The organism is Mesorhizobium sp. P2_D1, assembly GCF_056404455.1.
Genome location: NZ_JBFUDZ010000017.1, coordinates 95,001 through 108,869 on the forward strand (window position 1 = coordinate 95,001; position 13,869 = coordinate 108,869).

Annotated in this window: 17 protein-coding genes; 10 read left to right on the forward strand and 7 right to left on the reverse strand. The window is 63.2% G+C overall.

Features of this window, described 5'->3' with window-relative positions; all coding sequences use genetic code 11:
• Positions 1-5: 5 nt before the first annotated feature.
• Positions 6-518, reverse strand: a complete 513-nt coding sequence (locus AC1D0I_RS14995; protein ID WP_477396009.1) for an Lrp/AsnC family transcriptional regulator — start codon at positions 516-518, stop codon at positions 6-8.
• Positions 519-626: 108 nt separating this feature from the next.
• On the opposite strand from AC1D0I_RS14995, the gene AC1D0I_RS15000 reads away from it, so the two are divergent.
• A complete protein-coding gene (locus AC1D0I_RS15000) occupies positions 627-1,166 on the forward strand; it encodes an RBBP9/YdeN family alpha/beta hydrolase (protein ID WP_477396010.1) in 540 nt (179 codons plus the stop codon).
• Between the two features lie 2 nt (positions 1,167-1,168).
• On the opposite strand, the gene AC1D0I_RS15005 is transcribed toward AC1D0I_RS15000, so the two are convergent.
• Positions 1,169-1,765 carry a DUF922 domain-containing Zn-dependent protease gene (locus AC1D0I_RS15005; protein WP_245331366.1) on the reverse strand — a complete coding sequence of 199 codons (597 nt, stop codon included), beginning with the start codon at positions 1,763-1,765 and terminating at the stop codon, positions 1,169-1,171.
• A gap of 109 nt (positions 1,766-1,874) precedes the next feature.
• Between AC1D0I_RS15005 and AC1D0I_RS15010 the strand changes: the two genes are divergently transcribed.
• From AC1D0I_RS15010 to AC1D0I_RS15025, 4 genes are all read left to right on the forward strand, one after another.
• Complete coding sequence (locus AC1D0I_RS15010; RefSeq protein ID WP_477396012.1) at positions 1,875-2,363, forward strand: hypothetical protein; 489 nt, start codon at positions 1,875-1,877, stop codon at positions 2,361-2,363.
• A 307-nt stretch (positions 2,364-2,670) separates the two neighbouring features.
• On the forward strand, positions 2,671-3,135 hold the full coding sequence (locus AC1D0I_RS15015) for an NADAR family protein (protein WP_477396014.1): 465 nt from the start codon (positions 2,671-2,673) through the stop codon (positions 3,133-3,135).
• A gap of 96 nt (positions 3,136-3,231) precedes the next feature.
• Positions 3,232-3,684: an N-acetyltransferase family protein gene (locus tag AC1D0I_RS15020; protein ID WP_477396015.1), complete on the forward strand. Its 453-nt coding sequence runs from the start codon at positions 3,232-3,234 to the stop codon at positions 3,682-3,684.
• A 142-nt stretch (positions 3,685-3,826) separates the two neighbouring features.
• Complete coding sequence (locus AC1D0I_RS15025) at positions 3,827-5,026, forward strand: aminotransferase-like domain-containing protein (protein ID WP_457150700.1); 1,200 nt, start codon at positions 3,827-3,829, stop codon at positions 5,024-5,026.
• A gap of 18 nt (positions 5,027-5,044) precedes the next feature.
• On the opposite strand, the gene AC1D0I_RS15030 is transcribed toward AC1D0I_RS15025, so the two are convergent.
• Entirely contained in the window at positions 5,045-5,299 is a 255-nt protein-coding gene (locus AC1D0I_RS15030; protein WP_245331368.1) for a hypothetical protein, read from the reverse strand.
• Between the two features lie 378 nt (positions 5,300-5,677).
• Here AC1D0I_RS15030 and AC1D0I_RS15035 point away from each other — a divergent pair, with 378 nt between their 5' ends.
• From AC1D0I_RS15035 to AC1D0I_RS15045, 3 genes are all read left to right on the forward strand, one after another.
• On the forward strand, positions 5,678-6,097 hold the full coding sequence (locus AC1D0I_RS15035; RefSeq protein WP_477226842.1) for a VOC family protein: 420 nt from the start codon (positions 5,678-5,680) through the stop codon (positions 6,095-6,097).
• Positions 6,098-6,294: 197 nt separating this feature from the next.
• Positions 6,295-6,912 (forward strand): C39 family peptidase, encoded by a 618-nt coding sequence (locus AC1D0I_RS15040; protein ID WP_477396017.1) that lies wholly within the window; start codon positions 6,295-6,297, stop codon positions 6,910-6,912.
• A 24-nt stretch (positions 6,913-6,936) separates the two neighbouring features.
• Positions 6,937-8,010, forward strand: coding sequence for a D-alanine--D-alanine ligase family protein (locus AC1D0I_RS15045; protein ID WP_477396019.1), 1,074 nt, complete (start codon positions 6,937-6,939; stop codon positions 8,008-8,010).
• 91 nt (positions 8,011-8,101) lie between these two features.
• Here AC1D0I_RS15045 and AC1D0I_RS15050 read toward each other — a convergent pair whose 3' ends face one another.
• From AC1D0I_RS15050 to AC1D0I_RS15060, 3 genes are all read right to left on the reverse strand, one after another.
• Positions 8,102-8,335 carry a DUF378 domain-containing protein gene (locus AC1D0I_RS15050; protein ID WP_095091343.1) on the reverse strand — a complete coding sequence of 78 codons (234 nt, stop codon included), beginning with the start codon at positions 8,333-8,335 and terminating at the stop codon, positions 8,102-8,104.
• Positions 8,336-8,467: 132 nt separating this feature from the next.
• The gene (locus tag AC1D0I_RS15055) at positions 8,468-8,713 is read right to left on the reverse strand and encodes a DUF982 domain-containing protein (protein ID WP_477396020.1); all 246 of its coding nucleotides are present in this window, start codon (positions 8,711-8,713) and stop codon (positions 8,468-8,470) included.
• 98 nt (positions 8,714-8,811) lie between these two features.
• Entirely contained in the window at positions 8,812-9,165 is a 354-nt protein-coding gene (locus AC1D0I_RS15060; RefSeq protein ID WP_477396022.1) for a hypothetical protein, read from the reverse strand.
• 339 nt (positions 9,166-9,504) lie between these two features.
• Here AC1D0I_RS15060 and AC1D0I_RS15065 point away from each other — a divergent pair, with 339 nt between their 5' ends.
• On the forward strand, positions 9,505-11,493 hold the full coding sequence (locus AC1D0I_RS15065) for an AI-2E family transporter (protein ID WP_477396024.1): 1,989 nt from the start codon (positions 9,505-9,507) through the stop codon (positions 11,491-11,493).
• Positions 11,494-11,648: 155 nt separating this feature from the next.
• On the opposite strand, the gene AC1D0I_RS15070 is transcribed toward AC1D0I_RS15065, so the two are convergent.
• Entirely contained in the window at positions 11,649-12,026 is a 378-nt protein-coding gene (locus AC1D0I_RS15070) for a hypothetical protein (protein ID WP_477396026.1), read from the reverse strand.
• 89 nt (positions 12,027-12,115) lie between these two features.
• On the opposite strand from AC1D0I_RS15070, the gene AC1D0I_RS15075 reads away from it, so the two are divergent.
• Positions 12,116-13,792, forward strand: coding sequence for a winged helix-turn-helix domain-containing protein (locus AC1D0I_RS15075; RefSeq protein ID WP_477396028.1), 1,677 nt, complete (start codon positions 12,116-12,118; stop codon positions 13,790-13,792).
• The last annotated feature ends 77 nt before the right edge of the window (positions 13,793-13,869 follow it).

The following is a 13,869-nucleotide window of genomic DNA, read 5'->3' on the forward strand; positions in this document are numbered from 1 at the left end:
GCAGCTCAGGACCTCGGTGCGGCGAGACGCCTTTGCCCTAAGCCGCCTGATCTCCGGATCAGGTCGCGGCCTATCGGCTTCGGCGCCTCGCTGCGCAACACCAGCGCCGTGGTGGCCGCGCCATGGCGCGCCACCGCGTCGACGATGGTTTCAAGCTGCGCCGGCGAGGGGACGACCACTTTCAGGATGAAGCAGTCTTCGCCGGTCAACCGGTGCACCTCGGTGATCTGCGGCATCTCGGCGAACTGCTTCAGGCAGGGCCGGATGTGCTCATGCGTGGTGCGCACCCGGATGATCGCCATCATGCCGAGGCCAAGTGCGGCCGGATCGATCACCGCGGTGTAGCCGGCAATGACGCCGCGCTCCTCCAGCCGTTTCACCCGCTCGGAGGTAGCCGGCTGCGACAGGCCGACCCGGCGGCCAAGCTCGGACATGCCGATGCGGCCGTTTTCCTGCATGGCTTCGACAATGGCGATGTCGGTCGGGTCGAGCGGCGCGCGCTCTTCGTTGTTTTTCATGGTCACCTTGAATCCATCGGAAATGCCGTGACTTTTACGATGATTTCCCATTCCCGGGATCGTTGCAAGACGCCACCATCCTCCTTCAAGAGATAGGAGCAAGGCGACATGACGCATTTCATCATCCTGCCCGGCAGCGGCGGTTCGGGCCCAGCCCACTGGCAATCGCGCTGGGAAAGCGCCAATCCGGCGATGCGTCGGTTCCAGCCCTCGAGCTGGGACCTGCCGGATTTCACCGACTGGCTGGCGGCGCTCGAGGCTGCCGTGATCGAGGCGCCGGAGCCGCCGGTGCTGGTCGCGCACAGCCTGTCCTGCCTGCTGATCGCGCATTGGCAGAAGATCTCGCGGCGCCCGGTCCAGGCGGCCTTGCTGGTCGGTGTTCCCGATCCGACGGCGGCCGTGTTCCCGGCCTACGGCATGGCCTTTGCCAAAATTCCCGAGGGCCGGCTGCGGTTTGCCTCGCTGGTGGTGACCAGCACCAACGATCCCTATGGCGCTGCGGACTATGCCGAGGCGAGGGCGAAGCAGTGGGGCAGCGGCCATGCCGTCATCGGCGCGTTCGGCCACATCAATGCGCAGAGTGGCCTGGGCGACTGGCCGGAAGGTGCTGCGCTTCTCGACGGTCTGGTTTCGGAGGCTCGAGGCTAGCTTCAGCCGCCGTTGACCAGGGCAAGGATGAGTTTTTGCAGATTGCCGCCCTGGCCGAGTTCGATGCGGTCGAAATCGCGGCTCGCCTGTCGCTGTGCCTGAGACAGTCCGGACAGGCGCTTCGTCATCTCGGCGCGGATCTTGCTGCATTTGGGGTCGTCGGCGACGCTGAGGCCGACGGTCGCCGCTTCGATCTTGCGCACCATGTCGACAATGGTTGCGCCGTGGACCTTCTCATGGGCGCTGACGCCGGCAATGAAAACCTCCCAATTCTTCTGGATTGCTGGCGGCAGTGGCGAGGAGGGGCTGGGCAAGGTGTAGGTGATGATGAGCTTCGGCCGTGCCGAGACCAGCACGCAGGCTCCCGCTCGCGCCTGATAGTCCCTGGTCCAGGTCAGCTTGAAATTGGTGTGGGCGATGGCGCGGGCAATGCCGACCTTCGGTCCGTTGTCGCCGATCGAGCGGTAGAGCTCTGGCCCGGACTGGCCTGATATGGCGTAGGTCTCGACCTTCTCGACCGGCTTCCAGTCGGCATGGGCGGCGAGCGGCAAGCCCAACAGGGCGGCCAGCGACAGGCACAGACGAACACAGGCTCTCAACACCGCTCTCCGCACAATCAGGATCGCACGCCGCGACGGGCTATGCCACGGAACCGCTTTTCCTATAGAATGCCGATGGGTGCGGCCGCAAATGCCTGAGGGGGAAGTCATGAGATATCTGATCGTCGCGGGTATGGTGGCGGCCTTGCAGGCCGTACAGCCGGCGTTGGCCGCGTCCTGCGGCGGCTGGAGCGCTGAGATGGAGGAGGACGAGGGCGGCAGCGTGCTGACCGCCTCGGTCTGCGGCGGGCCGAAAGGCGATGCGCATCTGATGCTGGCCTGTTTCGACACGCCGGTGCTGAGCTACGACCTCGGCGCCATCGGCCAGCAACTGGAGCCCGGCATCAGCGGCTCGTTCGACTTCAAGGCCGACGGCAAGACGGTGACGAAGACGCTGCAGCTCGAAGCCATGTACAACTACTTCGTGGTGAACCTGGCCAAAGCCGATCCGCTGCTGGATCTGCTGCGTGGGAAAGGCGATGTGCTGGTCAGCGCCGCAAAATACGGCCAGACCAGTTTCCCGCTGAAGGGCTCGAGCGCGGCTATAGGCAAGGTGCTTGCGCAGTGCGGCAAGGCTAAGGCTGGGGATGCGGATTGAATTGCCTGCCGGGTTCGTGGAGCCTGGTCGCTGAACCTCAAACACTGGCGCTGCCCCTCATTGTCCTGCCGGACATTTCTCCCCGTATAGTGACGGGGAGAAAGGGGCAGCTTCAACGTCGGCGCTTTTTCTGCAACGCTGGCGATTGGCGAAATCCATCGGTGACGGCGTCCTTCTCCCCGTCACTATACGGGGAGAAGATGCCGGCAGGCAGATGAGGGGCGGCGCCGGCCCTGGCCGTTGCCCAACGTGCAACCCACGCCGACGCTATCGGTATTGACAAGCCGGCCTCTGGCTCTGTTCTTTCATGCCCATGATTTACGATCGCTCCCGGCTCGAGGAAGCCTTCCGCTCCAAGTCCCGGCTCAAATTCCTGTTCTTCTGGGGGCATCAGCCGTCCAGGGACGGCCGCATCAGCGCGTCCTGCTTCAGCCAGTGGTGGCATGCCTCGTTCACGGTGGCTGGACGTAGCTATCCGACAGCTGAACATTGGATGATGGCCGAGAAGGCGAGGCTGTTCGGCGATGACGAAACGGCGGCACAGATCGTGCAGGCGGGAAGCCCGAAGCAGGCGAAGCAGCTCGGCCGCCAGGTGCGCGGCTTCGACGAAGGCAGGTGGGACGCGGAGAAGCGGCGCATTGTGGGCGAGGGGAGCTTTGAGAAATTCCGGCAGAATGCGGCCCTGCGCGAATATTTGCTGTCGACCGGTGAGCAGATCCTGGTTGAAGCGAGCCCCATGGACCGGGTGGGGCATTGGACTTGCCGCGGATGACGAGAAAGCAGCCAATCCGCTTTTGTGGCGCGGCGAGAACCTGCTGGGGTTCGCCCTGATGCAGGCGCGCAATCGCCTGCGGTAAGTCATGCAACCATGATCGAATTCCGCCGAGCGCAAGCCTCTGACCTGCCTGATATCGTCGCCATGCTGGCCGACGATCCGCTGGGTGCCGGCCGTGAGGACGCCTCGCTGCCGCTGGCGCGCGGTTATGTCGATGCCTTCAATGCCATCGACGCCGATCCCAATCAGCTGCTGGCGGTGGCCGTGGACGGCGCCGAAGTGATCGGCACCTTGCAGATCACCTTTCTTGCCGGCCTCTCGCACAAGGGCGCCTGGCGTGGGCAGATCGAGGCGGTCCGCATCGCCGGCCACCGGCGCTCGGGCGGCATCGGCAGGCAGATGATCGAATGGGCGATCGGAAAATGCCGGGCGCGCGGCTGCAGCCTGGTCCAGCTCACCACCGACAGGTCGCGCGCGGACGCGCACCGCTTCTACGAGGATCTCGGCTTCACCGGCAGCCATCTCGGCTACAAGAAAACCTTGTGAAGTTCGGCATAGTTCCGGGCCGGCGCCAACTGGCGTATAGCGGAAGGCTGTCAGGCTCTATTCAAATTGCCGGGGAGACCTGATATAGGTCAGCCAGGTTGACCTATATCAAAATTGTCGCGGGAGGCGCGCCTTGACCTTGATGAATCTGTTGGCTTCGCGCTCGTCGCGCATGAAGGCGTCCGAAATCCGCGAACTCCTGAAGCTGCTCGACCAGCCCGACATCATCTCGTTTGCCGGCGGCATTCCCGATCCGGCGCTGTTTCCGGCCGAGGCGATCCGCGACGCCTATGCCTCGGTGCTCGGCGGCGGCGAGGCGGGCGCGGCGCTGCAGTACCAGGTTTCGGAAGGCTATCTGCCGTTGCGGCGCTGGCTGGCCGGGCAGATGGGCAAACTCGGCGTCGCCTGCGACGAGGCCAACATCTTCATCACCTCCGGCTCGCAGCAGGCGCTCGATTATCTCGGCAAACTGTTCCTGTCGCCGGGCGATACCGCACTAGTGACATGGCCGACCTATCTCGGCGCGCTGCAGGCGTTCAACGCCTACGAGCCGCGCTACGACCGGCTGACGGTCGAAGGCGGCAACATGACGCCGGCGGCCTATCACGCGGCCGCCGCCGCGAATGGCGGCAAGGTCAAGTTCGCCTATCTGGTGCCGGATTTCGCCAACCCGACCGGCCAAACCTTGAACCGCCAGCAGCGCGAGGCGGTGCTCGACCTTGCCGGCGAACTCGACATCGCCGTCATCGAGGATGCCGCCTATCGCGCGCTGCGCTATGATGGCGAGGGCGTGCCGCCGATCCTGGCGCTCGACTGTGCTCGCTCCGGCTCCATCGACAAGGCGCGCACGCTTTATTGCGGCTCGTTCTCGAAGATACTGTCGCCGGGCATGCGCGTCGGCTGGGTTTGCGCGCCGCGCCATATCGTCGAGAAGCTGGTGCTGATGAAACAGGCCTCCGACTTGCACAGCCCATCGATCAACCAGGTGGTGATGCACCGCGTCGCCGAAGCCGTATTCGACGGCCAGGTGGAAAAGCTCATCGGCGCCTACCGCGAGCGCCGCGACGGCCTGCTCGCAGCACTTGAAGCCAATATGCCTGAAGGCGTGAGCTGGAGCCGCCCGGAAGGCGGCATGTTCGTCTGGGCTACGCTGCCAGAGGGCGCCGACGCCACGGCACTTCTGGCGCGAGCGGTGAAGGAGGCGCGCGTCGCCTTCGTGCCCGGCAGCGCGTTCTTTGCCGACGCAACCGGGCGCAATACGCTGCGGCTCTCCTTCACGCTCGCCGACCGGCGCGCGGTGAGCGAGGGCATACCGCGGCTGGCGGCCATCCTGAAGGGGTGAAGCCCGCGCCGGGCGCACCTATGCCGCCACGTTCACCATGTGATTGAGCTTCGAAAGCCGGCTGCGAGCCAGCTTGCGGATTGGCTTTTCGAACTCTTCCTCGCCGGTTTCGACGACGAAGACCAGTGTCATGAAATCCAGCATGAATTCGTCGATAGCCGTCGCGATCTTCTGCGATCTGCCCTTGAAGCGATGCAGCAAGGCGTTTGCTTCTTCGACATCGTCGACGCCGGCGCTGTCGACCAGCGCCTCAAGCCTCTGAAAACTGTCCAATTTGATTCCTCCCAGCCGCGCCTCAAAACTTGCCTTGGCGGGGAAAGTTCCGGCGGAGAGGGGTTTTGCGAAAAGAAATCGCCTGCACGCTTGAATTTGCGTGAATTCGACGACCCGTTGGCAATCTTTTTTGTTCGAGTGGAACCTCTGCGGCACATAAAAGTTCTCACAGTGTCTGACCCCCCGTCAGACATCTGAAAGCTCGGTACCAGCTTTCCAAAGGCCCGTCGGATCCCCCTCCCGGCGGGCTTTTCCGTTTGAAGGATCGACCGCGGGCTCCATGCCCGGACGTGTGGTGGGACCTGGCGGTCGGCAAGCACCTGTGTTGACGACACCCTGTGCGGACCTAAGTTCGCAAGCTCACAAGGAGGAATTTTCATGGAACTGCATCGCGGCCGGCTTATCGATCATATCCAGTTGGTGGTGAGGGACCTCGCCGCCAGCCGGCGTTTCTACGAGGCGGTCCTGCAGGTGCTCGATGTTCCGATCGGCGGTGTCGACGACGACTATTTCTGGGCCGACGAACTGTTCGTTTCCAGCGCCGACAGTCGGGCCGCGCAGGGAAAGCTCACCGGCCGTCATCATCTCGCTTTCCAGGCAAGGGACCACGCCATGGTCGATGCGTTCTACAAGGCCGGGCTCGCAGCCGGCGGCACGGACAATGGCGCGCCGGGCGAGCGGCCCTATCATCCCGGCTACTACGCCGCCTTCCTGCTCGATCCGGACGGCAACAACATCGAGGCGGTGCATCACGGCCCGGCAAAGCGAAGCGCCGCGTCCGTGACGATCACCTTCTGAGAGACTATTGGGAAATTCTACTCCGGCGGCCATCTAACTGCGTTTTCTGCGCTTCCGGTGCTCACAGACCCAAATGTCCGCGCCGCTCCGGTTCTCGAAACCTCCACCGCCAGGGCGAATTTCGCAACGGTCTCTGGGTGGCTTTCCAATCGCCGTGTATCTCGTTTACGAGAATCCGAATCTGATCGAGGAAGCGCATGAGCCCACTGTCTGAAACCGTGCCGTTTTTCAGCCAGTGGGAAACGCCGGACATGACCATGGAGGTGCTCGCCGAAGGTGCTGACGTCGCGCTGCGGCGCGATCCGCTGTGGCAAAATTCGGGGGCTGAGACACCGGACGAATACGCGGTCTGGGCCGCCAATATCTGCGGCATGGCGTGCCTGAAGATGATCCTGGCGACGCGCGGCGAGATCGTGCCGACGATCGAGCTCGCCAGGCGCTGCACCTCCTATGGCGGCTATGTCGTCAACGAGGGATCGATCAAGGGGCTGATCTATGCACCCTTCGTCAGCTTCGTGCGGGAGACCTTCGGCCTGCGGGCCGAAGTGATAACCAATGTCGCGACATCGGACATTCCGGCGATCCTGGCGCGGTCGCGGTTCTTCATCGCCTCGGTCAGCAGCTGGATCCGCTGGCCCGAGCGCGAGCCGCCGGCGAAGGGAGGCCATCTGGTGCTGGTCACCGCGGCGTCGGACCAGGGTTTCCGCTTTCACAATCCGTCCGGCCATACCAGCGCCACACAGGAGAACGCAGTGTTGGCACCGGTCGATTTCGACCGCTTCTTCGCCAATCGCGGCATTGCGGTTGCGATTTGATTTTTTGACAGTTGAGGGATTTCGATGACGGGCAAGACAAGGGTGGCCATCCTCTATGGCGGGCGTTCGGCCGAACATGACGTGTCGCGCCTTTCGGCCGCCAATGTGCTGAAGGCAATCGACCGGACGCGCTACGAGATCGTGCCGATCGCCATTTCCAGGGACGGCAGATGGCTGCTGCAAGCTTCGTCCCTCGGCGATGCGGCAGGGGCTCCGGTGTCCGAGGACGGCGTGGAGGTCGCGCTGTTGCCCGGCGGCAAGGGAACGCTGGTCGCCGTGTCGCGGGATGGAACGCAGCCCGACCCCGTCGATGTCGTCTTTCCCGTGCTGCACGGGCCGTTCGGCGAGGACGGTTCGGTGCAGGGCTATGCGGAAGTCGCCGATGTCGCCTATGTCGGTTGCGGCATCCTCGCCTCGGCCGCCGCCATGGACAAGGATGTCGCCAAGCGGCTGATGCGCGAAGCCGGCCTTGCCGTCGCCCGCTCCGCCACCTTGCTGGGTGGCGAGCCTGTGTCCTTCGACGACGTCAGGGCAAGGCTGGGTCTGCCGGTCTTCGTCAAGCCGGCGCGCCAGGGCTCGTCCTTCGGGGTGAGCAGGGCTGTCGACGGCGCCAGTTTCGCCGACGCCGTCGAGGCGGCTTTCCACCATGATAACAAGGTTTTGGTGGAAGAATTTGTCGAGGGACGCGAGATCGAGTGCTCGGTCCTGCAGCGAGCCGACGGCACGCTGACGGTGTCGCTGCCCGGCGAGATCATTCCCGCCGGCAAGCACGGCTTCTACACCTATGAGGCCAAATATCTCGATGCCGACGGCGCGGTGGTCAAGGTGCCCGCCGATGTCCCGGCCGCGGTTGCCGACATGGCACGCGACATGGCACGGCGCGCCTTCCAGGCGCTCGGCTGCGAAGCCATGGCGCGCGTTGATTTCTTCCTGCGCGCCGACGGTTCGCTGCTCGTCAACGAGGTCAACACCATTCCCGGCTTCACCGACATCTCGATGTATGCCAAGGCGCTGGCGGCATCAGGCACAGGCTACAGCCACACCATCGACGTGCTGATCGAGCACGCGCTGGCCAGGCATGACGCGCGAACGGTCTAAAGCCTTCCTGAGGGAACGTTGATGCCGGCGGCCTGATTGGCCTTTACGGGATGTGAGGCGGCGGGTTTTCCGCCGCCCCGCATCTTACCGGTCACGGATGATGATGGAGATGCCTTTCGGCATCGACTTCGCCAACCGTAAAGCTCTGGAAGCCTGGCATGAGCTGCCATATGGCCGCAAGGCCGATGATCAGATAGGCCAGGCGGGCCAGCATGGCGCCGCCGAGGACAGTGCCGATTACGTCATAGCCCGTTACACCCATGGACAGGAAGTTCAGACCGCCAAGGATGATCAGGGCGAGGGTGACGAGGTTCATGTTACGCATAAACGCCTCCTAAGGTTGCCTGACAAAAAGACGTCTGAAAAAAAACGCCTTCCGTTTCAAACGGTTCCTTCGATCACGAAATTGTGAACGGCCGCTATTGTCCGTGAATGCAACCAGCTTACCCGACCCGGCTTACTCGACCAGGATATGCGCCTCGCGCGCGGCCTCGACAAACGCCTCCCTGGCGATATCGGGGGACACCTCGCCGCTCGTTGCCCGGCGGCAGGCGCGCAGCGCGGACTGATGTTTCAGGCTGCCGGCATCGCGCCAATGTGTCGTGAGCAATTCGACGGCCTGCTCGGTGTTGGACAGGTTGCGGGTGGACCCGGTGACGCCGACCGAAACCACCACGGGTTTGGAGAACCATGCGGTTTGCATTGGAACCTCGACTGCGTTGCAGTCGTAAACGCTTCTGGCGGCGCGAGGTTGCATCGCCGCCAATCACTGTAGCGTGAGGATCGTCGCCCAACTTTGGCTTATGGATACTTTGTCGTGGCCGGGGGGCTCGGCTCGCCCTCGAGTTCCTTCGGCAGCGGCAAACTTGAGCACCGCAAATGGATTTCGCGGGCGAAGATCTTTCGCTCCTTTTGCTCGTGCTCCTTGATGGCTGCTGCGAGCCCTAGTCCGTAGGGGCCAAGGAAGACACCAGTCCCCCAACCGGGATGCTCCTTTTCGCGAGCATCATAGTTCGAAGCGTCGATACGGGCCTGTTGACATTCAGGCGATACCCATTTCGGGTCTTGCGTCGAAAGCGACGCTCCATATTCGACAGGAGAGCTCACACATCCAGTTGCTGCCGTGGCCAACGCGACTAACACTGCAAGTCTCATGCCGGGTCTTCTCCAGAGGATTTTCGAAAGTACACAGAACCGTCCCTGCGACAAGGGGACAGCTATGGTCAGACTGGGGGAATACAGTTCTCGGTGCAGTTGATCTACCGAGGGACATGAATTTTCTTTTCTGGCCCAACGTGCTCGTTCTACCCCATCGCCAGGGCGCGGCCGGGATAGCACTGGCCGGAGATTTCCCGGCGCCATTGCTTCGTCGCGCGGCCATCTCGCGCCATCCCGATCATCGACCTGCAGCCGGTGACGAGCAGTTCGTCACCGGCGAAAGTTGCACGCCGGCTCAATATGCCCGATCATGACCGTTGGCAGGGGAGAGACCAAGTGGCGACCAATCGTCGAAACGGCATGGCGTCTCCGGCGCATGGGTTGGAGGACATTCTTTCGGCCGCCGCGCCCCACCCGCGAACCTCATTGCCCAATGTGGCAACCACCGTCACGACGGTGGCGGCGCTGTATTTCGGACGCGAGGTTTTCCTGCCGATCGCCATCGCGCTGTTGCTGACCTTCGCGCTCGCGCCGCTGGTCGCGGCGCTGAAACGCGTCGGCATCCCCAGGATCGCGGCTGTCATCGTCAGCGTTCTCAGCGCTTTCGCGGCACTCGCCCTGTTCAGCTTCATTGTCGCCTCGCAGGTCAGCGAACTGGCACAGAACATCCCGACCTACCAGATCAACATCCTGACCAAGATCCGTTCACTCAAGGAAACCGGCGTCGGGGGAGGCATCATTGCCAGGTTGAGCGACGTGGTCGAGCGTGTCGGACAGGAGATAGACAGGCAGGACGCTTCGCCGCCCGCGGCCACTCCGGACAAGCCGGCGCGCGAGCCGGTGCCCGTCGAGATCGTCGCGCGCCAAAAGCCGCTCGAAGTCCTGCAGAGCATCGTCGGTCCGCTGATCAGCCCGCTCGGATCGGCMGGACTGATCATCGTCGTGGTTATTTTCATGCTGCTCGAACGGGAGGATCTGCGCGACCGCTTCATCCGGCTTGTCGGCTATGGCGACCTTCACCGCACCACCGAGGCGCTGCAGGATGCAGCCAAGCGGGTGGGCCGCTATCTGCTCATGCAGTTGGTCGTCAACATCGTCTACGCCATACCGATTGCGCTCGGACTGTGGATCCTCGGCATTCCCAATGCACTGCTGTGGGGGCTGCTGGCGCTGGCGCTGCGTTTCGTTCCCTATATCGGTCCGGCCATCGGCATGCTTTTGCCGCTGTTCCTGGCGCTGGCCGTGGCACCCGGCTGGTCGCTCGTCCTGTGGACGGCCGCCCTGTTCGTGGTGATGGAACTCGTCACCGGCAACGTCGTCGAACCCTGGCTTTACGGCTCGCGAACGGGGCTGTCATCGCTGGCGATCATCGTGGCGGCCATCTTCTGGACGTGGCTCTGGGGGCCGCTCGGGCTGGTCCTGTCGACGCCGCTCACCGTCTGCCTGGTAGTGCTCGGCAGGCACGTGCCGCAGTTCGAATTCCTCGACGTGCTGTTCGGCAACGAGCCCGTGCTCGAGCCCCATGCGCGCCTCTACCAGCGGCTGCTGGCTGGCGATCCGGAGGAAGCCACCGACCACGCCGAGGAGATGCTGGAAGAGAAATATCTGTTCGAATTCTACGACAAGGTGGCCATTCCGGCACTTCTGCTGGGCGAGCGCGACCGTGTGCGCGGCGTCATGGGCGACCTGCAAAGACGGCAGGTGGCGGACAGTGCCCTGACGCTGGTGGCCAACCTCGACGATGAGGCGCAACAGGAAGCGGCCGAGGAGGATGACCCGGCCGAGGCCGGGGACCCCGGCGATAATGGCGATGGCGCCGGCGTGGACGAGGCCGACCTTCCCGATGGCACTGACATGTCGGTGCTTTGTGCCGGTGGGCGAGGCGAACTCGACGATGCCGCGGCCGCGATGCTGGCACAGGTGCTGGAAGTGCAGGGTGCGACAGCATCGAAAGCGGGCTTCGCCGAGATGGAACCGGCGAGCATCCGCCGCCTCGAACTCGATGCCATCGACACCGTCGTGATCAGCTTCCTGAACCGGGATTCCGTCAAGCACGCGCGTTTCCTGGTTCGCCGGCTGAAGCGTGCGAAGGCGGCGCTGCGGGTGGGCATCGTGTTCTGGTCGGAAACCGGCAATGACGACAAGGAGGCGACCGCCAGGCTGGCCCAGGACATGAACGCGGATTTCGTTGCCTATGGCATGGTCGACGCCGTGGTCGGCGCGCTGTCAACCGAGCCGCCGGTTGCCCTCAAGCTCGTCACCAAACGTCGCATGCGCCGGCAGCGGGCCGCGCCCAAGAAGGTTCAGGCAGCAACCGCGAGCTAGGGGCGTCTTGGCACCGGGCGCACCGGCGCGATTACGCGCAGCAAATATGCGCTCGTGCTGACCGGCTGGGACGGGGTCCGATCTCGACGACCTTGGTCCCGCCGGGACTGGTGCGATGCTTCGGGCCAAGCGTGAACAGCCAGGAACCTGCAAGGTCACGGTTTTGATGCCTCCAGTGCGTAGTCGCAGTAATGGAAGCTGGCGAGATAGCCGGGGAGTACGCGCATGAACTCCTGTTGATGGGTCCAAGCTCTGCACTCGGCCATGGAGGTCATGGGTTTCACTTGGGGGATCCTGACCAGCTCCCCCTGGTCGGTCAGAAGGATTGTGACAGCGAAGGCGGTGAACATGCAGTCGTCCATCGACCTAAGGCTGGCGGCATAGTAACCGCCGGGGTTGGGACGGACGTCGTCTGAGGCCGCCTCGATGACATGGTCAGAGCCGCAGAGTTTCGCGATGCGGGAATCCGCTTTCGCAGCCGTTGGCGCTGTCACGAGAAGAGCGAGAGCGATGATGAGCTTGGCGCGTTTCATGTCATCCTCCCGTCCAATCCGGCACTGGTGGGATCACTTGGAAGCGAAGGCCGAAAGGGATAAGCTAGGGAGCGCGCCAAGAGGGTGAAATGTCCCGAAAGGCTCCTGAAATTGACCCGAAACCTGCTGAAACGATCACATTCGGCGGATTTTTCTCGCTGACGAAAAGCAAACAACTCCGAACCGCCGAAGGTAAAGCGGTCGACCTTCGCAGCCAGTCCACCGAGGTGCTCTGCGTGCTCGCGGCGCGACCGGGCGAGATCGTGTCCAAGGACGCGCTGATGCGCGCGGTCTGGCCCGATACCTTCGTGACCGATGACAGCCTGACCCAATGCATTGCCGATATTCGCCGCGCATTGGGGGACGACGCGCATGCGATCGTGGAAACCTTGCCCAAGAGAGGCTACCGACTGAATGCCGATCCATCCGAGGCGGCGGACGCAAACGCCGCGGCCGGCGTGGAACGAGCCAAGACACGGTTTTCGCAACGCGGGCTCATTCTTGCTGCGATCGTGCTCGTCGCGGCAGCGATCGGCGCATACTACGGCGCGGAAACATGGCGAGCCGCCCCAGTTCGTTCGAGCGACATGCCGAGGATTGCAATCCTTGCCTTCGACGACTTCAGTGCTGGCGGGGACAAGGGATATCTCAGTGATGCCGTTGCCGAGGGGATCATCACCGAGCTTGCGCGGAGCAAGACCTATGCCGTCATCGCCCGGAACTCGAGCTTCAAGTACCGCGGCCAGGCGGTTGACATTAGACAGATCGGAGATGAACTCGGCGTCGACTACCTGCTCGAAGGCAGCCAGCAGAAGATTGGAGACCGGCTGAAAGTGACCGCGCAGTTGCTGAATGCGCATGATGGATCGCATGTGTGGGCCAACACCTACAACCGGGAGATTGGCGATCTTTTCGTCGTCCAGGAGGAGATCATCCGAACCCTTGCGGATCGGGTCGGGCAGAGCATCGAGCGCCCGCTGCCAAGGAGCGACGCCGCGCAGGTCAGCGCGCTCCGCTATTACCTGATGGGGAGGGCCAAGATCGGAGAGGATATCTCAGCCGAGGGGAATGGTCAGTTAAGGCAGTTCAGCCTCAAGGCGATCGGAGCGGATCCGAACTCCCAGTTCGGCTATATCGGGCTGGCCTGGTCCTATCGCAATGACGCGGTATTCGGGTGGCACGCGCAGGAACACAACCGGGACGAGGCGTTGAAACTCGCTGCCGAAAACGCCGACAAGGCCATCCTGCTCGCTCCTGATGACGCTGGAGCGCATGAGGTCCTCGCCAGCATCCAAACCGAAGCCGGAGAGGTCGAGCAGGCCCTTGCCCAGTACGATCAGGCGATCGCCTTGAACCCCAGCGACTCGCATATCCTCGTCATGAGTACGAACGTGCTGTTGTATGTTGGCCGCGCCGACGAAGCGATCGATCGGATCGAGCAGGCCAAGGGCATCGATCCCTTCCACCCTGACTGGTTCCACTGGCAGATGGGCTGGGCGCTCTGGGAAAAGAATGATTGTGGGGCAGCGCTGGCGGCGATGCGGAAAATGTCCAGAATCCCGAGCGGCGCACAGCGCATGCTTGCGGGGATCCAGGCTTGTCTAGGAAACAAACGAGAGGCAAAGGAAGCGCTTACGGTTTTCCTCCAAAACACTCCCAGTGAATCCATCAGTAAAGAACGCAGGGAGTGGGACAAGATTTGGACCGCACCCGGAAGCCTCGACCGCTGGATCAAGCAGATGCGGTTCGCGGGGTTGCCGGAGTGACAGCCGACCGTATGCGGCCGGCAGAAGCCAATTGGCCGCATAAAAACCGTTGAAGCCTTTGGATTGTGGGCGGTAGT